General features: G+C 71.3%; 17 protein-coding genes and 1 pseudogene. 9 read left to right on the top strand and 9 right to left on the bottom strand.

The features are described 5' to 3' along the window. Positions 1-337 precede the first annotated feature (337 nt). From ABEA87_RS39955 to ABEA87_RS39930, 6 genes and pseudogenes are all read left to right on the top strand, one after another. Positions 338-1,363, top strand: coding sequence for a GDP-mannose 4,6-dehydratase (locus tag ABEA87_RS39955; RefSeq protein ID WP_345638839.1), 1,026 nt, complete (start codon positions 338-340; stop codon positions 1,361-1,363). A 17-nt stretch (positions 1,364-1,380) separates the two neighbouring features. Further along, positions 1,381-2,778, top strand: coding sequence for a glycosyltransferase (locus tag ABEA87_RS39950; RefSeq protein WP_345638837.1), 1,398 nt, complete (start codon positions 1,381-1,383; stop codon positions 2,776-2,778). A 127-nt stretch (positions 2,779-2,905) separates the two neighbouring features. Continuing rightward, positions 2,906-3,961: a DegT/DnrJ/EryC1/StrS family aminotransferase gene (locus ABEA87_RS39945; RefSeq protein WP_345638835.1), complete on the top strand. Its 1,056-nt coding sequence runs from the start codon at positions 2,906-2,908 to the stop codon at positions 3,959-3,961. A gap of 97 nt (positions 3,962-4,058) precedes the next feature. After that, positions 4,059-4,707: pseudogene (locus tag ABEA87_RS39940) on the top strand (TetR/AcrR family transcriptional regulator); the annotation flags it as partial. Between the two features lie 58 nt (positions 4,708-4,765). After that, positions 4,766-5,602, top strand: a complete 837-nt coding sequence (locus ABEA87_RS39935; RefSeq protein ID WP_345638831.1) for a DedA family protein — start codon at positions 4,766-4,768, stop codon at positions 5,600-5,602. Then, complete coding sequence (locus ABEA87_RS39930; RefSeq protein WP_345638829.1) at positions 5,599-6,801, top strand: hypothetical protein; 1,203 nt, start codon at positions 5,599-5,601, stop codon at positions 6,799-6,801. Before ABEA87_RS39935 ends, ABEA87_RS39930 begins: the two co-directional genes overlap by 4 nt. 29 nt (positions 6,802-6,830) lie before the next feature. Here the strand turns inward: ABEA87_RS39930 and ABEA87_RS39925 are convergent, their stop codons facing one another. Genes ABEA87_RS39925 through ABEA87_RS39915 form a run of 3 tightly spaced genes read right to left on the bottom strand, consistent with a single transcriptional unit; the run spans position 6,831 to position 8,818 of the window. Next, positions 6,831-7,184 carry a MerR family transcriptional regulator gene (locus ABEA87_RS39925; protein WP_345638827.1) on the bottom strand — a complete coding sequence of 118 codons (354 nt, stop codon included), beginning with the start codon at positions 7,182-7,184 and terminating at the stop codon, positions 6,831-6,833. Between the two features lie 53 nt (positions 7,185-7,237). Then, positions 7,238-8,011 (bottom strand): SDR family NAD(P)-dependent oxidoreductase, encoded by a 774-nt coding sequence (locus ABEA87_RS39920; protein ID WP_345638825.1) that lies wholly within the window; start codon positions 8,009-8,011, stop codon positions 7,238-7,240. A 54-nt stretch (positions 8,012-8,065) separates the two neighbouring features. Beyond that, positions 8,066-8,818, bottom strand: a complete 753-nt coding sequence (locus ABEA87_RS39915; protein ID WP_345638823.1) for a M15 family metallopeptidase — start codon at positions 8,816-8,818, stop codon at positions 8,066-8,068. A gap of 181 nt (positions 8,819-8,999) precedes the next feature. On the opposite strand from ABEA87_RS39915, the gene ABEA87_RS39910 reads away from it, so the two are divergent. Next, complete coding sequence (locus tag ABEA87_RS39910; RefSeq protein WP_345638821.1) at positions 9,000-9,905, top strand: L,D-transpeptidase family protein; 906 nt, start codon at positions 9,000-9,002, stop codon at positions 9,903-9,905. 91 nt (positions 9,906-9,996) lie between these two features. Here the strand turns inward: ABEA87_RS39910 and ABEA87_RS39905 are convergent, their stop codons facing one another. The 3 genes from ABEA87_RS39905 to msrB all read right to left on the bottom strand — a co-directional run bounded on the left by ABEA87_RS39905 (position 9,997) and on the right by msrB (position 12,880). After that, entirely contained in the window at positions 9,997-11,616 is a 1,620-nt protein-coding gene (locus tag ABEA87_RS39905) for an ABC-F family ATP-binding cassette domain-containing protein (RefSeq protein ID WP_345638819.1), read from the bottom strand. A 279-nt stretch (positions 11,617-11,895) separates the two neighbouring features. Next, positions 11,896-12,414, bottom strand: a complete 519-nt coding sequence (gene msrA / locus ABEA87_RS39900) for a peptide-methionine (S)-S-oxide reductase MsrA (protein WP_345638817.1) — start codon at positions 12,412-12,414, stop codon at positions 11,896-11,898. 16 nt (positions 12,415-12,430) lie between these two features. Continuing rightward, positions 12,431-12,880: a peptide-methionine (R)-S-oxide reductase MsrB gene (gene msrB / locus ABEA87_RS39895; RefSeq protein WP_345638815.1), complete on the bottom strand. Its 450-nt coding sequence runs from the start codon at positions 12,878-12,880 to the stop codon at positions 12,431-12,433. A gap of 139 nt (positions 12,881-13,019) precedes the next feature. Between msrB and ABEA87_RS39890 the strand changes: the two genes are divergently transcribed. Both ABEA87_RS39890 and ABEA87_RS39885 read left to right on the top strand, forming a co-directional pair. Beyond that, positions 13,020-13,589, top strand: a complete 570-nt coding sequence (locus ABEA87_RS39890) for a DinB family protein (RefSeq protein ID WP_345638813.1) — start codon at positions 13,020-13,022, stop codon at positions 13,587-13,589. 33 nt (positions 13,590-13,622) lie between these two features. Then, positions 13,623-14,057 (top strand): cupin domain-containing protein, encoded by a 435-nt coding sequence (locus ABEA87_RS39885; protein ID WP_345638812.1) that lies wholly within the window; start codon positions 13,623-13,625, stop codon positions 14,055-14,057. A gap of 86 nt (positions 14,058-14,143) precedes the next feature. Here the strand turns inward: ABEA87_RS39885 and ABEA87_RS39880 are convergent, their stop codons facing one another. From ABEA87_RS39880 to nicT, 3 genes are all read right to left on the bottom strand, one after another. Then, entirely contained in the window at positions 14,144-16,654 is a 2,511-nt protein-coding gene (locus ABEA87_RS39880; protein ID WP_345638810.1) for a phenylalanine--tRNA ligase subunit beta, read from the bottom strand. 9 nt (positions 16,655-16,663) lie between these two features. After that, positions 16,664-17,740: a phenylalanine--tRNA ligase subunit alpha gene (locus ABEA87_RS39875; protein ID WP_345638807.1), complete on the bottom strand. Its 1,077-nt coding sequence runs from the start codon at positions 17,738-17,740 to the stop codon at positions 16,664-16,666. Between the two features lie 336 nt (positions 17,741-18,076). After that, complete coding sequence (gene nicT, locus ABEA87_RS39870; RefSeq protein ID WP_345638805.1) at positions 18,077-19,216, bottom strand: Nickel transporter NicT; 1,140 nt, start codon at positions 19,214-19,216, stop codon at positions 18,077-18,079. Between the last annotated feature and the right edge of the window lie 77 nt (positions 19,217-19,293).

Raw genomic sequence — 19,293 nt, 5'->3', positions numbered from 1 at the left:
AGACGGTGAATCGGCCATTCATGCTATTCCACCAATCATTATTGGATCGCATTCAAACCCGGCCCTCAACCCCTAAATAATGGGTGTCCCGGCCCCTCATTCGCCGGGTGGACACCGGAGTTCGCCGCGGGCACCACACATTTGACCTACTCGCCTTGACACCCCATGTTGCCAGGATTCACCGTTATTGGTGCCCGCCGGCGACGGATCAGGCCGGCGCGCGACAACAGCGCCGACTGGCGGTGCGGCTCGGCGCATCGAGTGCAATTCCGCTTGCGGAAAGCTGTCCGTGCTCGGGTGGAAGCGAATGCTTTCCCGACAGAGAAAGGCGCGCTACATGAAACGTGCATTAATCACGGGAATCACCGGGCAGGACGGTTCCTACCTCGCCGAATACCTGCTCGGCCTCGGCTACCAGGTGTGGGGACTGGTCCGCGGGCAGGCCAATCCCCGCAAGTCGCGGGTGAGCCGCATGCTGACCGACCTCTCCTTCGTTGAGGGCGACCTGATGGACCAGTCCAGCCTGGTCGCGGCAGTGGACAAGGTGCAGCCCGACGAGGTCTACAACCTGGCCGCGGTCTCCTTCGTCCCGATGTCCTGGCAGCAGCCGGAGTTGGTCACCGACATCAACGGCACCGGTGTGCTGCGGGTCCTGGAGGCGATCCGCACCGTATGCGGCCTGGACAAGTCGCGGACCGCCGGCGGCGGAATCCGCTTCTACCAGGCGTCCTCGTCGGAGATGTTCGGCAAGGTCGTGCACTCCCCGCAGAGCGAGCAGACCAATTTCCACCCGCGCAGCCCGTACGGCGTGGCAAAGGCTTACGGCCACTACATCACCCGCAACTACCGCGAGTCCTTCGGCATGTACGGGGTATCCGGCATCCTGTTCAACCACGAGTCACCGCGCCGCGGGGTCGAGTTCGTGACCCGCAAGATCTCGCTCGCCGTCGCCGAGATCAAGCTGGGCCTGCGCGACAAGCTCTACCTGGGCAACCTCAACGCCGTGCGGGACTGGGGCTTCGCCGGCGACTACGTCCGGGCCATGCACGCGATGCTCCAGCGCGACGACCCGGTCGACTACGTCGTCGGCTCCGGCGAGATGCACTCGGTCCGCGACGCGGTCTGCATGGCCTTCGACTCGGTCGACCTCGACTGGCGCGACTACGTCGAGATCGACCCGGAACTGGTCCGCCCCGCCGAGGTGGAGTTGCTCTGCGCCGACCCCACCCGCGCCCGTGTCGAGCTGGGGTGGAAGCCCGCGGTCACCTTCCCCGAGCTGATGCAGATGATGGTCGAGGCGGATCTGGTGGCGGTCTCCAATGCCCACAAGTACGACCAGCTCATGCTCGCCGCGAGCTGGTGAGACCGGGAGGAGCGCCGATGAGCGCCGTACGAGGTCCTGTCCTATTCGCCAGCATCGCCGACGCCGGATTGATCAACCCTATGCTCGTGGTCGCCGGAGAGCTGGCCCGCCGAGGCGTTCCGGAGCTGTACTTCGCCTCCACCGAGGATCGCCGTCGTGATGTGGAGGCGATCCAGGGCCGCACCTCGGTGCGGTTCATCTCGCTGGGCGAGCGCCTGGAGCGCCCACCGGGAGAATGGGACGACGACACCTACGCGGCGGCGACCCAGCCGGCCCGGCCGCGGGCGCTGACCGCGCGCCCGCAGAACGTCATCACCTACCTGGCCAAGGTCACCGACGCCGACATCATGATCACCATGTACCAGCGGATGCTCGCCGAGGTACGCAAGCTCAACCCGGGGCTCATGGTGGTGGACTCGTCCAGCGTGTACCCCACCGACGCCGCGCGTGAGCACGGCGTGCCGTACGTGCTGAGCGTGCCCATCGCGGTCAGCGAGGTCTTCGCCGACCGCCTGCCGCTGAGCTACCCGAGCCCGAACAGCGGCCTGCCGGGACAGCTCAGCCTCCGGCAGAGGTTGGCGAACCTGCGCTTCCGGCTCAGCCTGCTGCGTGGGCTGCTGACCAAGGTGCCGGCCGCCGACTTCACCCGACGCCGGCGCGAGGCGGGCATCAGCAACGCATCCGCCAGCCAGTCGAAGTACGCCGACGACGCCCGCGCGATAGTCGGCTATTCGGTATTCGGCATGGAGTACCCGTTCTCCGCCGCCCCCTCTCATCTGCACATGGTCGGCCCGGTGGTTCCGCCGCTGCCCGAGGCCGCGGAGCCCGATCCAGCCCTGCGGGACTGGCTCGACGGCCACGAGTCGATCGTCTATCTCGCCTTCGGAACACACATGCGGATGCGGCCGGAGCAGGTCACGGCGGTCATCGACGCGGTACGCCGGCTGGGGCCCGAGCACCATCTACTGTGGAAGCTTCCCCGGCGCCAGCAGGAGATGCTTCCCGCCGACCTGCCGGCCAACCTGCGCGTCGAGCACTGGGTGCCTTCGCAGTTGGAGGTACTGAACCACCCGCACGTACGCGTCTACTTCAACCACGGCGGTGGAAACAGCGCGTACGAAGGCATCTACTTCGGAAAGCCCGGTCTCGTACAGCCGTTTTGGATGGATTGTTACGACCACGCGGCGCGGGTCGCGGACAGCGGTACCTCGCTTGTCTTGTCCTATCAGGATACGCTGTCGGGCGAGCGGATCGCCGCCGCGCTGCGCCGGCTACTGCGCGAGCCGGAGTTCACTACTCGGGCCCGCGAGTGGGCCGAGCGGTTCCGGGCGGCAGGGGGCGCGTCCGCTGCCGCCGATGTAATTCTTGACGCCTGCCGCGCGGACGAGCCTGTCCTCACGGAGGCCGCAACCTGAACCGTTGCTGTCATTCATCGGCGCCGCGGGGGCATTCCCCCGCGGCGCCAACATATTTGGACCGCACCGCGTTCGCTCCGTACCCGGAGCCGGATCGGCGAACGCTCACCCCAGCCAGGAGAGCGTTATGGCCTACAAATACCCAGTCTCCCAACCCTACCTCACCGACTTAGAACCGACATACGTCAACGAGGCGCTACGTACCGGGTGGATTTCGTCGCAGGGACCGTTCGTCCCGCGCTTCGAACAGGCCTTCGCCGAACGGCACGGCAGACGGCACGGAGTGGCCTGCTCGTCGGGTACCGCGGCGCTGACGCTCGCCCTGCGCGCCCTGGGCATCGGCCCCGGCGACGAGGTCATCGTGCCCGAGTTCACGATGATCGCCTCGGCCTGGGCGGTGACCTACACCGGCGCCACCCCGGTCTTCGTCGACTGCGGCGACGACCTCAACATCGACGTGAACGCCATCGAGGAGCGGATCACGCCACGCACCAAGGTAATCATGCCGGTGCATATCTACGGCCGCCGCTGCGACATGGACTCGATCATGCAGCTGGCGTACGAATACAACCTGCGGGTGATCGAGGACTCGGCCGAGGCGCACGGCGTCGCCCCGGTCGCCGACATCGCGTGCTTCTCCCTGTTCGCCAACAAGATCGTCACCGCGGGCGAGGGTGGCGTCTGCCTCACCGACGACGCCTACCTGGCCAGCCAGATGGCGCACCTGCGCGGCATGGCGTTCAACCGCGAACACACCTTCCTGCACAAGAAGATCGGCTACAACTTCCGGATGACCAATCTCCAGGCCGCGCTGGCGCTCGCGCAGACGGAGAAGCTCACCGACATCCTCGAGCTGCGCGAGCAGATCGAGGCCCGGTACGACGCGGGCCTGCGCGATGTCGACGGCGTGACCCTCATGCCGGCGCGTGAGGTGCTGTGGATGTACGACCTGCTGGCCCGCGACCGTGGCGCGCTCCAGGCGTTCCTGACCGCCGAAGGTATCGAGACCCGGGTGTTCTTCAAGCCGATGAGCCGCCAGCCGATGTACCTCGACCCGGGCTGGCCGCGGCTGCGCGCCAACCACTTCGCCGAGGAGGGGCTCTACCTGCCCACGTACACCTCGCTCGGCCCGGCCGACCAGGACTTCATCATCAGCCGGGTGCGTAAGTTCTACGGCGCCTGAGGCACCGCCCTGGTTTTGAAGGAGTTCGCCGGAACCCGGGTCGTCGCCCCGGGCCCTCGACGCCCGGGGCGGCGGGTTCCGGCAGTACGTTGTGATGATGCGAGAGGTTGCCGAACAGGATCTCACCGGCCGGGCCCGGTTGCGGCGGGTGGCCATGCGCCTGTTCGCGGAGCAGGGCTTCGAAGCCACCTCGGTGCGGGTGGTGGCCGCCGAGGCGGGCGTGTCGCCGGCCCTGATCGCCCATCATTTCGGATCGAAGCAGCAGTTGCGGGCGGCCGTGGACGACGAGGTGCTCGCGACGGTGGGCGACGCGCTGACTGCGGTGGACATCGAGTTGCCGGTACCGCGACTGATGGCGGAGTTGGGCGGGGCGACGGCTCGGCTGTTCGGCGCCGATGAGGACGTCCGCCGGTACGTGCGGCGCGCGTTGCTGGAGGACAGCGAGACCGGCCGGACCCTGTTCACCCGGCTGGGAGACGGGGCCGGAAGGGTGCTGGAACGGCTGAGCGCGGCCGGCGTCGTCCGCGCCGACGCGGACCCGGACTGGGCCAGGTTCCAACTCCTGCTGCTGGTGCTGGGGCCGCTGTTGTTGGAACCGCTGCTACCGGCCGACGCGTTCGAGCCCGCTGTGCTGGCCCGCCGGTCGGCCGCCAACCAGCGACTGTTGCGCCACGGCCTGTTCCACGAGCGATAACCACTCCCCGAGCGGTGACCCGCCGAACGGCGATCCGACCGAACGGCGACCGACTGATCAACCGTTCAGCAGACTGGACGATTGTTCAGTCGGCCACCTATGCTCGGCCCATGAATGTTCTGGCCTTCGACCCGACCAGCGCAGGCTCGATGCTGCGGTCCTTCGGGCTGATCGGGGTATTCGCGATCCTGTTCGCCGAAACCGGCCTGCTCATCGGGTTCTTCCTTCCCGGCGACGGCCTGCTGTTCCTCACCGGCATCGTGGCCGCAGGAGCCTCCGACCAGATCGCCGGCGTCTCGCTGCCGCTGCCCGCGCTGCTGGTCGGCGCGCCGCTCAGCGCGATCGCCGGCGCTCAGGTCGGCTACTTGCTCGGCCGCGGTGCCGCCCGCCGCCTGGGTCGCGGCCGGCACCGCGACCGGCTCGACCGCGGGGAGCGCTACCTGGCCCGGTACGGCATCGGCAAGGCACTGGTGCTGGCCCGCTTCGCCGGCGTGATCCGCACCGCCATCAACCCCGCCGCCGGTGCGCTGCGGGTGTCGCCCCGACGATTCCTGCTCTGGAACATCGCCGGCGCGCTGCTGTGGACCGACGGGGTCATCCTGGCCGGGTACGGGTTCGGCGCCAGCGTGCCGTTCGACATCGACGCGCTGCTCACCCCGTTGACCATCGCGATCATGGTGGTGGCCACCGTACCGGCCCTCGTGGCCTACCTGCGCCGTCCCCGGGTATCGCTGCCAACCACCGAGCAGGACGATCGCGCCACCCACCTGCACCGGGCGCTGGACGCCGACGCGACCGAGCCACGCGCGCTGCTCACCGCCGCCGAGGCCACCGCCGCCGGGCACCTCCTCGATCAGGTGGCCGCCGCCTACCCGCTGGGGCCCACCCGGGAGTTGGCCGGGGCGCTCTCCTCGCGGCTGCGCGACCGAATCGGGGCCGGCCGATGAGAATCCTGCTCTCCGACGGCTCAGGCCTGACCTCCCGACAGGTCGCCACCGTGCTCGCGCGCGCCGGCCACACCGTGGAGGTGCTCGACTCGGCCGGATTCGCTCTGACCCACGCCACCCGCTGGGTGTCGCGGGTCCACCGGGTGCCGCCGTACGGGCGCGATCCGTTCGCCTGGCTCGACGCGGCCACCGCCATCCTGCGCGCCGGGCACTTCGACGTGCTGCTGCCCACTCAGGAACAGGTAGCGGTGCTGGCACTCGATCCCGAGGCGGTACCGGCCGCCCTGGCCGTACCCGACTTCGCCGCGCTGCGCCGGGTTCAGGACAAGCTCAGCGCGGCCGAACTGCTCACCGAGTTGGGGCTGCCGCAGCCGGCCGCCACCGTCGCCAGTACCCGCGAGCAGTTGCTCGCCGCGCCGCTTCCGAGCTACGTCAAGCGGCCCATCGGCACCGCCAGCACCGGGGTGCGGTACGTCGACGGCCTCGCGGAGCTTCGCGTCCTGGCTGACGGAATCGACCCCGGGGACCGCCTGCTCGTCCAGCGCCCGGCGCCCGGACCCCTGCTCATGGTGCAGGCCGTCTTCGACGCCGGCAGGCTCATCGCCTGGCATTCCTGCCGCCGGCACAGGGAGGGCAGCAACGGTGGCGCCAGCGGAAAGACCAGCGAGCCGCTGCCGGCCATCGAGCGGCACCTGACCCGGCTCGGCGCGGCGCTCGGCTGGCACGGCGCGCTGTCCGCCGACGCCATCCTCACCCCCGACGGACCCAGATACATCGACCTCAACCCGCGGATAGTGGAACCCATCAACGCGCTGGCGGCCGGGGTGGATCTCGCCGGCGCGCTGGTGGCTGTCTCCCTCGGCCAACACCCACCGGCGCAGCCGCCCGGCCGGCCGGGCATCCGGACCCATCAACTGCTCCTCGCGCTGACCGCCGCGGCCGCCCGCGGCCGGGGCGCCGTCGCGCGGGAACTCGCCCGGGCACTCACGCACACCGGCCCCTACCGGGACAGCACGGAGGAGCTGACCCCGCTGCGCGGCGATCCGCGCAGCGGACTGCCGCTGGCGTACCTCTCCGGCTCACTGCTCGCCAGACCCGGCGGAGCGAACCGGTTGCGCGGCGGCGCGATCGGCAACTACGCCCTGACCCCGCACGCCTGGCACAACATCCTGGCCCGGTACAAAGCCGGCCCGGTATGAAGCCGCCCCGACGGACGCGGCATTCGTGACTAGGGTCGGGCGCTCCGCCGGAGGGCGGCCGCCAGCCGGTCGCGGGCCTCGGTCTGGGCGGCGACGCGCTCGTTGAGGACCGCCAGCCGTTCCAGCGCGACCCGGACGCCCGCCTCCGACGGCGATGCGGCGGCCACGTCGCCGTCCAGGCAGGGCAGGAAGACCCGCACGTCGTCCAGGGTGAGTCCGGCGGCCAGCAGGTAGCGGATGTTGCCGACCCGCACCGCGGCCCGCTCGTTGTAGACGCGGTACCCGTTGGCCGCCCGCTCCGACCGGATCAGCCCGGCCTGCTCGTAGTGCCGCAGCGCGCGGGCGGTCGCCCCGGTCGCCTTCGCCAGTTCGCCGATCCGCACCTGCTCACCTCCGGCCCCATCGGCGTGCCACCCACGGCTCACGCCACGACCGCTCACGCCACGACCGCCCCCCCGTCGACCGGCAGCACCGCGCCGGTGATAAACGACGCCCCCGGCGCGGCGAGCTGGACGATCGCCCACGCTACCTCGTCGGGCCGGCCGATACGGCTCAGCGGGGTGTGCGCCAGTTGCCATTCCCGCACCGCGGCCCGGCGCTCCGGCGTCAGGCCCTGATGCTCGCCGATGGGGGTGTCGATGGCACCGGGCGCGACCGCCACCACCCGGATCCCGCGCGGCGCCAGCTCGACCGCCCAGCTTCGAGTCAGCGACTCCAGGCCGGCCTTGGTCGCGGCGTACACCGCGTTACCCGGCCAGGCCCGCTGCCCCACCGCCGTACTGACGTTGACGATGACGCCGCGCGAGTCCGCGAGGGGCGCCAGCGCGGCCTGGGTCAGCAGGATGGGTGCCACGAGGTTGGTGGCGAGCTGGGGTGAGATCGTCTCCGGCGCGAGGGCACCGAGGGCGCCGCCGCGCACGATCCCGGCGTTGTTCACGAGCACGTCCAACCGGCCGTGCACCTCCAGCGCGGTGCGCACGATCCGCTCGGGTTCGCCGGACGCGGTCAGGTCGGCGGTCAACGGCGTGATCCGGTCCTGGCCGCGGGCGGTCTCCTCGAGCGGTTCGGCCCGCCGCCCGACCGCGAGCACGTGAGCCCCCTCGGTGGCGAAGGCCCGGGCCGTGGCGCGGCCGATCCCGGTGCCGGCCCCGGTGACGACGACGACCCTGCCGGCCTGCGAGCTGTTCTGCGATCCGGTGCTGCTATCCATGCCGGGCATCGTCCGACCCTGCCGCCAGCGGCAAGGTCAAGACCGGCGCGTGGCTCAGCCGCCGGTCTTGCTGAAGTGCTGGTAGTCGGGTCCGTCGGCCCATCGGCCGCCCCACTGCCAGCCGACCGCCGCGAACGCCTGCACGAGCACGCCGCCCTTCACCGCCATGCCCGGCCGCACGTTCGACCGGTCCTCGTAGGCGGCGCCGGCCGGCGGCTGCGACTGTCCCTGGAAGATGTACGGGTTCTCCACCGTGTTGACGTCGATCGCCTCGCCGTAGGCGTGTACGGACCACGACGGCTTGCCCGTGGCGACCGCGTTGCGGCAGTTGAAGCCCGACGTGTTGTCCGCCGCCATCGAGTCCGGGTCACTGCCGCCATAGGCGTCCTCCGGCTGCATCTGCCGGATCGGGAACCGCTGCTCGTACAGGCTCTGGAAGACCTTGAGTACGTCCGTCACCACCACGCTGTTGACCACCATCGTGCCCACGTGCGGCGAGTTGTCGAAGCCCCAATAGCTCAGGTGCAGCAGGCGCAGTTGGCTCGGCCCGACCGGACAGCCGGCGTGCCAGGTGTGCGCGACGGTGTCGGCGGTGACCGGCGAGGCGGTGCCGACGAACGGGGTGGGGCTGGGCGAGGCCGGCGTCGGGCTCGGGGCCGCGGACGTCCGGACGGTGGAGGCGTGCCACGCGGCCGAGGTCAACCCCGAGTCGCCGGCACAGCCGGCCAGCGCCGGGCCCGCCAGCAGCAGGCCGGCGACCGCGGCCAGCACGGCCACCCTTCGCGGGCTCACCCGGCGCACGCTCACCCGGCCACCCTACGCGGCCCGGCCCCGACGGGGCGCTCGGCCCGCCGCGAATCGTCAACGCGAGGCTGGTTGCTCACCCGAGGCCGGGGCCCTGCTCGTTTCTGGCGTTTGAGGCCCGGAACGGCCACCGTGATAGCGTTTGGCGGCTCGCGATGCTCGGCTGCTGGCTGGAGGAGTACGAATGCGAACCCCACTCAGGTGGGCCGTGGCCGGCACCATCGCGCTGGCACTGACCGGCGGGCTCGGGCTGACGGCGTGCGCGAATCCGAACGGCTCCAGCACGGTCAACGGCGGGATGGCTCCGGCCGCCGTCTGGGTCGACCGCAGCCTCGCGGCGAGCCCGTCTCCCTCCACTTCGCCCTCGGCCAGCCCGTCGCCCTCGCCGAGCCCGTCCGCGACGCCCACCAGCCGGAAGCCGACGCCCACCCCCACGCACGCCCCGACCACCAAGGCCGCGACGCCGACCACCACGAGCAACCTCGCCTCCCGGCTGCACACCATCCCGTCCAGCACGACCCAGCTCCTCGTGGTCTACACCAACGGGTACGGCACGGACGTGGCGACCGCCGAGACCTTCCAGAAGGTGAATGGCGTGTGGCAGCCGGAGTTCGGCAAGATGAGCGCGCGGATCGGCACCAAGGGGTTCAGCGACAACCACCAGGAGAACATCCCCACCACCCCGACGGGGGTCTACGGCTTCGGCTCCACCATGTACGGCGTCGACAGCAACCCCGGCGTGCGGTACGGCTACCACAAGCTGGTGGCCGACGACTACTGGGACGAGAACCCCAGCTCGTCCACGTACAACAGCTTCGTGCACGGCTCCGACCCGGGCGGGGCCAGCGAGTCGCTGTGGGAGACCGTGCCGCAGTACAACTACTTCGCGGTCATCAACTACAACATCCCGGTGGTCTCGGCCACCCCGGCCCGCGGTAGCGGCATCTTCCTGCACGTCATGGGCAGCGGCGGTACCGCCGGCTGTGTCTCGCTGGCACAGTCCAACCTGCTCAAGGTGCTGAAGTGGCTCAACCCGGCCGACCACCCGCGCATCGTGATGGCGCCCAGCCAGAACCTCAGCCGGTACTGACGGCCAGGGTGCGGCGCCCGCGGGGGCCGCACCGGCACGCCCCCGCACCGACACCGCCCCCGCTCCGACACCGCCCCGCCCGGTGCTGGGGTCAGGCCTCCAGCAGTCTCCCCTCGGCCAGACGCAGCCGGCGGCCCACGTTGATCTCCGTGAGGAACCGCTCGTCGTGGCTGACCGCCACGAACGCGCCCTGGTAGGCGGCCAGCGCGCTCTCCAACTGGCCGACGCTGACCAGGTCCAGATTGTTGGTCGGCTCGTCCAGCAGGAGCAGCTGCGGAGCCGGTTCGGCGAACAGCACGCAGGCCAGCGTGGCGCGCAGCCGCTCGCCGCCGGACAGCACCCCGACCGGAAGGTGCACCCCCGGTCCCCGGAACAGGAACCGGGCCAGCAGGTTCATCCGCTCGGCCTGCGGCATCCCGGGCGCGAACGCGGCCAGGTTCTCCGCCACGGTACGGTCGAGGTCCAGCAGGTCCAGCCGCTGCGACAGGTAGGCGACCCGGCCGCCGGCCCGCCTGAATTGGCCGCCGTCCGGCTCCAGGTCACCGCTGATCAGGCGGAGCAGGGTGGACTTGCCGGCGCCGTTGGGCCCGGTCAGCGCGATCCGCTCGGGTCCCTGAACGGTCAGGTTCACGCCGTCGCCGGCGAACACGGCCCGCTGCCCGTGGCATACCCGCATCCGCTCCCCCTCGAAGAGCACGCGGCCGGCCGGAACGTTGGTACCTGGCAGCTCCAGCACGATCCGCTGCTCGTCGCGCAGCGCGCGGCCCGCCTCGTCCAGCCGGGCCCTGGCCTCGCCGACCCGGGCGGAGTGCATCGTGTTCGACCGGCCCGCCGACTCCTGGGCGCTGCGCTTCATCGCGCCGGCGACAATCTTCGGCAGGCCGGCGCTCTTGAGGTTGCGGGAGGCGTTGCCGGACCGGCGCTCGGCCCGCTCACGGGCCTGCTGCAGCTCCCGCTTCTCCCGCTTGACCTCCTGCTCGGCGTTGCGCACGTTGCGCTCGGCGACCTCCCGCGCGGACCGCACCGCCTCCTCGTAGGAGGTGAAGTTCCCGCCGTGGAAGTGGACCTCGCTGCGGTCGAGTTCGGCGATGCGGTCCATCCGGTCCAGTAGCGCCCGGTCGTGGCTGACCACCAGCAGGCAGCCGGTCCAGTCCTCGAGCGCACCGTACAGTCTGCGGCGCGCGTCGAGGTCGAGGTTGTTGGTCGGCTCGTCCAGCAGCAGGACGTCGGGCCGGCGGAGCAGTTGGGCGGCCAGGCCGAGGGAGACGACCTGGCCGCCGCTGAGGGTGTGCAGCCGCCCGGCGAGCGAGACGTCCTCGAGCCCGAGCCGGTCCAGCTGGGCGCGGGTGCGCTCCTCGATATCCCAGTCGTTGCCGACGGTGGTGAAGTGCTCCTCGCCCGCGTCCCCGGACTCGATGGCGTGCAGCGCGTCGATCACCGGGGCGACGCCCAGCACCTCGGCCACGATCAGGTCGCCGGTCAGCGGAAGGTCCTGCGGGAGGTAGCCGAGCACCCCCTCGACGGACACGGTCCCGCCGGTGGGCCGCAGCCCTCCGGCGATCAGCCGCAGCAGGGTGGTCTTGCCGGCGCCGTTCGGCGCGACCAGGCCGGTGCGGCCCTCGCCGAGGGTGAAGGACAGATCCTGGAAGACCGGGATGTCGTCGGGCCAGGAAAAGGACAGGTTCGCGCAGACGACGAAAGCGTCGGACATGTGGACGACCTCGATGAGTGAGCCGCGGGCGCACACGGCGGCCCGGCGGGGACAAAGGGATACGACGAAGGCACGGCCAGAGGGCGCCACTGCGCACCTACCGATGGCCGAACCATCGACCGGTCCGGCTCGGCGACGTCGAGCGCCGCGCTACGACCCTGACCAGTCGCCCGGTATCACCCGGAGATGTCGTCGTCCCCCAGCATGTCCGTTCTCCCTTGTCCCGACGATTGCTCGCCGGCAATTTTAACAGCGGCGACCGTCCCGGCCGCAAACGCTTTAGCCGACGCGCTCGTCCCGGCGCGGCAGCCGCCAGTCCGGGCGGATGTAGTGGCAGGTGTACCCGTTGGGGATCCGCTCCAGGTAGTCCTGGTGCTCCGGCTCGGCCTCCCAGAACGGCCCGGCGGGGCTGACCTCGGTGACCGCCTTGCCCGGCCACAGCCCGGAGGCGTTCACGTCGGCGATGGTGTCCTGCGCGACGCGGCGCTGCTCCTCGTCCGTGTAGAAGATGGCCGAACGGTAGCTGGTGCCCACGTCGTTGCCCTGGCGGTTCTTGGTCGTCGGGTCGTGGATCTGGAAGAAGAACTCGAGCATGTCCCGGTACGACACCTGGTCGGGATCGAACTCGATCTCGATCGCCTCGGCGTGGGTGCCGTGGTTACGGTAGGTGGCGTTCGGCACGTCGCCGCCCGTGTACCCGACCCGGGTGGCCCGCACCCCGGGCCGCTTGCGGATCAGATCCTGCATGCCCCAGAAGCAGCCACCGGCGAGGATCGCCTTCTCGGTACGCTCCGCCATCGCCCCGCCCTTTCGTCTAAGCCTCAAACACCTTGCGGTACTCGCCGTAGCCCTCGCGTTCGAGGTCGTCGCGCGGGATGAAGCGCAGCGCCGCCGAGTTCATGCAGTACCGTAGCCCGCCCTCGGCCGCGGGACCATCGTCGAACACGTGACCCAGGTGACTGTCCCCGTGCGCCGACCGCACCTCGGTGCGCGCCATGCCCAGGGCCGTGTCCTGGAGTTCGACCACGTTGTCCGGCTCGATGGGCGCGGTGAAGCTGGGCCAGCCGGTGCCGCTGTCGTACTTGTGCTCGGAGTCGAACAGCGGCTCGCCGGAGACGACATCGACGTAGATGCCCGGCTTCTTGTTGTCCCAGTAGGCGTTGTTGAAGGCCGGTTCGGTGCCGGACTCCTGGGTGACCTGGTACTGCTCGCGAGACAGCCGGGAGACGGCGTCGGGGTCCTTGCGGTACTCGTGTTGTCGCATTGTCGTTCCCCCTCGAAACTTTTGTCACCGGATCCAGACTGTGTGTCTCCGCTGGCGGATGTTCCTAACCCGGGCCAGGCGTCGAATTGCGCCGGCGGCGGCGCCGGGCACCGGGCAGCCGCTGCCTTACGCTGGCCGGATGACGGGCCAGGACCCAATGGGGCGCATCAAGGGAGATCTGCTCCTGCTGTCCGACTTCGGGTACGGGCGGCTACGCGACCGGTTGGCGGGTCTGGGCGACGAGGAGTACCTGTGGGAGCCCGCCGGGTCCTGCTGGTCCGTCCGGCCGGTGGGCGACGGGACGTACCGGGCCGACCAGTCTCCGACGCCTCCCGATCCGCCACCGTTGACCACCATCGCGTGGCGGATGTGCCACCTCATCGGCGTACTCGCCGCGCGCCGCAACGCGACCTGGCTCGGCGTGGAGCCGCTCGGCAGGGGCTGGCGCGGTGCCGGGGAGCCCGGCACCGCGGACGAGGCCGTACGGCGGCTGGGGCTCGCCTACACCCGGTTCCGCGGGCACCTCGCGGCGGTGGACGCCGCCACCCTCGGCGACCCGATGGGAGAGGTCGCCGGCGGGTACGGCGAGAGCAGCCGCGCGTCGTTCGTCCTGCACGAACTCGACGAACTCATCCACCACGGCGCCGAGATCGCGGCCCTGCGCGACCTCTACCGCGCCACCGGCACCGGCCGGGGCTCCGGAGCCTAGATAATCGTATACCGTCTACCGTATCCTAAGGCGATGACGGACAGGCCCGACACCGACGCGCTGGTACTCCGGTCGGCCCAGCTCGACCGCTTCGACCGCGGCAACGGGGTGGCGACGTTCCCGATCATGGGGAAGTGGAACCTCGCCCACAACACGGTGACCTCCGGCATCACCGCGTTCGCGCCGGGCACCGGCCTCCCCCTGCACACGCACAACGTCGAGGAGACCGTGCTGGTCATCGAGGGGCTGGCCACCGCGACCATCGGCGACGAGGAGTTCGAACTCGAGGTCGGCGACACCACCTGGGTGCCGGCCGGCGTGCCGCACCGGTTCCGCCACCGGGGCGGCGACCTGATGCGCATCTACTGGGTCTACGGCGGGCGGGACGTCACCCGGACCAACTGCCTGACCGGCGAGACCGTCGAGCACCTCTCCGAGCGCGACCGCGGCGGCATCAGGACCGACTGAGCCCGACCCGGCCGTCACCCCCGCAACCGGACGCCGAGGGCGCCGGCCGGTCACCCCCGCAGCCCGGCGCCGACGACGCCCGGTCGTCACTCCCGCAGCCCGGCGCCGAGGGCGCCGGCCAGTGCCTCGACGACCCTCCGCCGGGACCGGCCGATCGCCTCCGCGGTCAGCGTGGTGCCCGCCGGCCGCAGCGTCGCCCGCAGGCTCACCGAGCGATGGCCGGCCGGCACCCACGAGCCCCGGTACTCGTCGAGGAACGCCACCCGGTGCACGAGCGGATCCGCCGCGACCGCCACCGCCTCCAGCCTCGACCACCCGACGCCGTCACCGACCACCACCGACAGGTCGAAGTCCGCCTCCGGCAACGCGGGCAGCACCTCGAAACGGTTGTCCCGCGAGGGCAGCGGGGACAGCCGGTCGAGTTCGAGTTCGAAGCAGGCGACCTGGGGAGCGTCGATGCCGGCGAGCCGGCGCGACCGCTTGGTGAGCAGGGCGAGCGCGCCGATGACGGCGCCGTTCGCGGTGATGGCGACGCGGGCGGAGCGGTCGGCCCACGCCGGGGCCGGGCCGACCGCACCCGGCTGGCCGGCGGTCCCGGCCGCCGTGGCGAGGTCGCCGAGCCGGGCCTCGCGGGCGAGCATCTCCAGGGCGCCCTTCGCCCGGCGGAACACCTCGCCGTCACGCCCGACCACGGCACCGGCGAGCATCACGGGCTGCTCCGGCAACGACTCGGAGCGGCCGCGGTGGTCGCCGGGCGGGCCGGCGCGGAACACGGTGCCGACCTCGAAGACGGCGAACTCGTCGGCGTACCGGAGGTTCGCGGCGATGACCTCGAGAAGGTTGGGCACCAGGGACGGACGAAGCGTCGCCCGGTCGGGGGCCGGGGCGCCGTCGAAGCGCACGGTCCGCGCCCCGTCCAGCCCGGCCGCGGCGAGCAGCGCGTCGGCGACCCACGGGTAGGTGACCACCTCGCGCATGCCGGCGCGCGCGGCCAGCTGTTCGCGGACCACCCGGTCGACGGGCCGCAGCCGCAGGTCGCGTACCGGCCGCAGGGTGACGTTCAACGGCGCCACCGGCAGGGCGTCGTACCCGTGGACGCGGGCGACCTCCTCGACGAGGTCGTGCGGCAGCGACACGTCGCCCGTCGAGCGCCAGGTCGGCACCGTCACGTCCAGCCGGGAGGTGGACTCGACGTGGAACCCCAGGCTCACCAGGATCCGCCGGATCTCGTCGGGCTCCAGGGCGGTGCCGATGCGCCGGGCCAGGAAGTCGGGGTCGACGGCGATCCGGGCCCGCGGCGTGGGGTCGGGGTCGACGTCCCGCGTGGCGGTGACCCGGGCCCCGGGCGCGAGCCGGGCGAGGAGGTCGAGGTAGAGCCCGACGGCCTGATCGACCCGCTGGGTGTCCAGCCCCTTCTCGAAGCGCGCGGACGCCTCCGTGCGCAGCCCGAGCCGCTGGGCGGCGCGGCGGACCGGGCGCGGCCGGAAGGTCGCGACCTCCAGCACGAACCGGCGGCTGTCGCCGCGCGCCGCCGGCGCGGCGGCGCCCAGAATCCCGGCCAGCGCCACCGGACCGTCGGCGTCGACGACGACCGGCGTACCCGGCTCCAGCGTGGCCGGGCCGGCCGGCAGCGGTACCGTCACCGGCTCGACGGTGGCGCGTACGGCCAGCGGCAAGGTGATCCGGTCGGCGTCGTACACCTGGGTCGGCTGGCCGACCGTGAACATCACGTAGTTGGCGAGGTCCACGCACAGGTTCACGCTGGCCTCCCCGAGCCGGGCGAGCCGGCTGCGCAGCCACAGCGGGGACAGCCCGGCGGGATCGGGCGACTGGTCTGGGTCGCGGCGCGGCGCCAGACGCGCCGAGCCAGACTGGTCGCGTAACTCGAAGGCGACCGCCGCGAACCGCCGGCACAGCCGCTCGTCCACGTCTGCGACGAGGTCGGGGCCGAGCGCTCGGCCATCCGCCGGGGCGCCGGCCGGTGGGGGGAACGGCGGCGCGGTCGGCAACGGGGCCAGCGGCACCCGGTAGATGGCGGCGAGTTCCCGCGCGATGCCGTAGTGGCCCCACAGGTCCGGGCGGTTGGTCAGCGACTTGTTGTCGATGTCGAGCACAACGTCGTCGAAGCCCAGCGCCTCGGCCAGCGGCGTGCCGGCGGGCGCGTCGATGCCCGACAGGTGTCCGCCGGGAAACATCCGCCCCAGACCGAGTTGCTCGGCGGTGCCGACGAGCGCGGTCCAGCGCCGGCCGGCGACGTCCATTGTGGACACATCGACCGGCTCGCCGCCCGGACCGCTCAGGCGCGCGCCCGGCAGCGCCACGGCGACCGCCATCCCCGGCGCCAGGTCCTCCGCCCGGGACACGGCGGTCACCATGCGCCCCGGGCCTATCCGGCAGTCCACCGCGACGTGCGGGTGGCCCGGCACCCGCTCGATGCCTTCGACGTGGCCGACGACCGTCCCGGCCAGCGGCGCGCCGACGTCGATGACGTCCTCGACCTCCACCGTCCGCAGCGTCAACTGGTGGGCGAGCCCGGCCGGCGTGACACCTGCGGGCACCCGGACGAAGTCGGTGAGCCATTCCAGTGAGACCTTCACCGCGCACTCCTAGGCGAACTGGTTGAGGAAACGAAGGTCGGCGCCGTGCATGAGCCGTACGTCGTCGATGCCGTACCGCATCATGGCCAGCCGGTCGAGCCCGACATTGACGTAGAACCCGGTCCACTGCTCCGGGTCCAGGCCACCGGCGCGCAGCACGTTCGGGTGCGGGCTGCCGCCGGGCATGAGCTCCAGCCAACCGACCCCGCGGCAGGTGCGGCACCCGGCGCCGTCGCACACCTGGCACCGCATGTCTATCTCGAATCCCGGCTCCACGAACGGGAAGAACCCGCTGCGCATGCGGATGGGCACCGGGCGGCCGAAGACCGTGTCGAGAATCGTGTCGACGAGGAACTTGCCGGCGGTCAGCGGTAGGTCGCGATCGACGATCAGGACCTCGTACTGGAAGAACGCCCGCTCGTGTCGCGGATCGATGCTCTCGTTCCGGTACACCCGTCCCGGGTACACGAAGCCGTACGGCGGCACGTGTTCGGCCATGTACCGCACGCTCGCCCCGGTCAGGTGCGGGCGCAGGCACAACCGGTCGGCCCCGTGCCGGTCCCCGTCGCCGTCGCCGCCGCCGTCGAGCCAGAACGTGTCCATGCTTTCCCGGGCCGGATGGTCGGGCGGGAAGTTCAGGTAGTCGAACTCGTACAGCTCGGAGCTGATCTCCGGGCCCGAGTACACCTCGAAGTTCAGCGCGGCGAACGCGTCGTTGAGGTCGTACATGAGCTGGATGGTCGGGTGCAGCCCACCCCGGGCGGGCTGGATGCCCGGCAGCGTCACGTCGACGGGGACGGCCAGCGCCGGCTCCGCGTCGAGCAGTTCGCTCTCCCGGGCGGCCAGCGCGCCGGCGATCCGCTGCTGGGCATCGTTGACGGCAACGCCGACCAGCCTGCGCGCCGGGGCGTCGAGCCCGCCGATCGAGCGCCGGATCGCCGGCAGCGTGCCCGACTTCCCGATGACCCCGCGCCGGAGCACGTCGAGTTCCGCCAGCGTCGACGCGGCGGCGATCCCCTCGATCGCCGCGCGCAGCACGTCGCCGACCCGCTGGGCCGCACCCGTGGCAGCCGATTGACCAGTCATGACCCACCCGTTCCACACCGAAGCAATGAAGCGCCCGAGACCAGGAAGCGCCTTCGAAACGAAGAACCGTTCAGCGGCAAGAAGCGCCTGGAAACGAAGAAGCCCCCGGAAACCGGGGGCCTGGGTCACGCGCGGATCGCGCGGAAGTCGCCGTGCTCAGACGGGCAGCCCACCGGTCAACCGGGGGCTGGTAAATCGACGAGTGTGGCGGATCACGTCCTCATGATGCCGTACTCCGCGAGCCCGCGCAACACCGGTACACCCCTATCCCCGACCGCCGGCGCGGCCGGCGGCGTTGCGGGTTGGCGGCGGGGGCGAGGCGCCGGCCCGGGGAGGTCAGTCCAGCGTCGCCTGCTGCGGCTCGCTCTGCCGCAGGTCGGCGCTCCAGCGCTCCTCGATGCGGCCGAGCTTCCAGACGGCCAACGCGACGACCCAGACCAGGATGAACAGCGCGACGATGGCGTAGCCGATCTTGTTGAGGTCCAGGTTGCCCACCCAGTCCCAGAGCCCGCCGGTCAGGTTCAGCCGGTCCGCCAGGATCGCCAGCAGCTCGGCGGTGCCGATCAGCAGCGCCACCGCCACGGACAGCCCGGTGATGGTGATGTTGTAGTACACCTTGCGGACCGGCTTGGAGAACGCCCAGCCGTAGGCGAAGTTCATGAACGATCCGTCGATCGTGTCCAGCAGGCTCATGCCGGCGGCGAACAGGATCGGCAGGCACATGATGGCGTACCAGGGCAGCCCGGCCGCGACGCTGGTGCCCGCGATGACCAGCAAAGTCACCTCGGTGACCGTGTCGAACCCGAGGCCGAACAGCACCCCGACCGGGTAGATGTGCCAGGGCGACGTGATCGCCCGCAGCGCCGGGCCGAGGATCCGGGCCATCAGGCCCCGGTTGTTGAGCTGCTGCTCCAGCGCCGCCTCGTCGAAGTGGCCCCGGCGCATGTCGCGGAACACCTTGATGATGCCCAGCAGGATGACCAGGTTGATGATGCCCAGCAGGTAGAGGAAGCCGCCCGACACCAGCGTGCCGACCAGCCCGCCGTAGGTGTGCAGCGCGGAGGAGTCGTCGGACAGCTGCGCCCCGATCGCCCGGAGCCCCAGGGACAGCAGGAGGGTCAGGCCCACCACGATCGTCGAGTGGCCGAGGGAGAAGAAGAAGCCGACCGACAGCGGCCGTTTGCCGTCGGCCATGAGCTTGCGGGTGGTGTTGTCGATGGCGGCGATGTGGTCGGCGTCGAACGCGTGGCGCATGCCCAGCGTGTACGCGGTGATCCCGGTGCCCAGGCCGAACAGGCCGGTGCCCACCTTGTAGTGGGCCGGCACCACGAACAGGATCAGGATGCCGAAGCCGACCACGTGCAGCACGGCGATGAACGTGGCCATGGCGGCCACCCGGCCCCACTCGCGCCGGGTCAGCGGCACGCGGCGGGAGGTCGGGTCGGACGTCGCGGTGTCGGGGGTGGCGGTCGGCATGGGGCGGGAACCTCCAACGATGGCGGGCCGAACCGGGGCACGCGGCCTGGGTCCGTGCTGCTCTCTCCCGCCCAGAC

It is taken from the genome of Rugosimonospora acidiphila, from assembly GCF_039543385.1.
Lineage (GTDB): Bacteria > Actinomycetota > Actinomycetes > Mycobacteriales > Micromonosporaceae > Rugosimonospora > Rugosimonospora acidiphila.
Note: the sequence above shows the minus strand (reverse complement) of the source record. Positions and strands in the feature narration are given on the sequence as shown.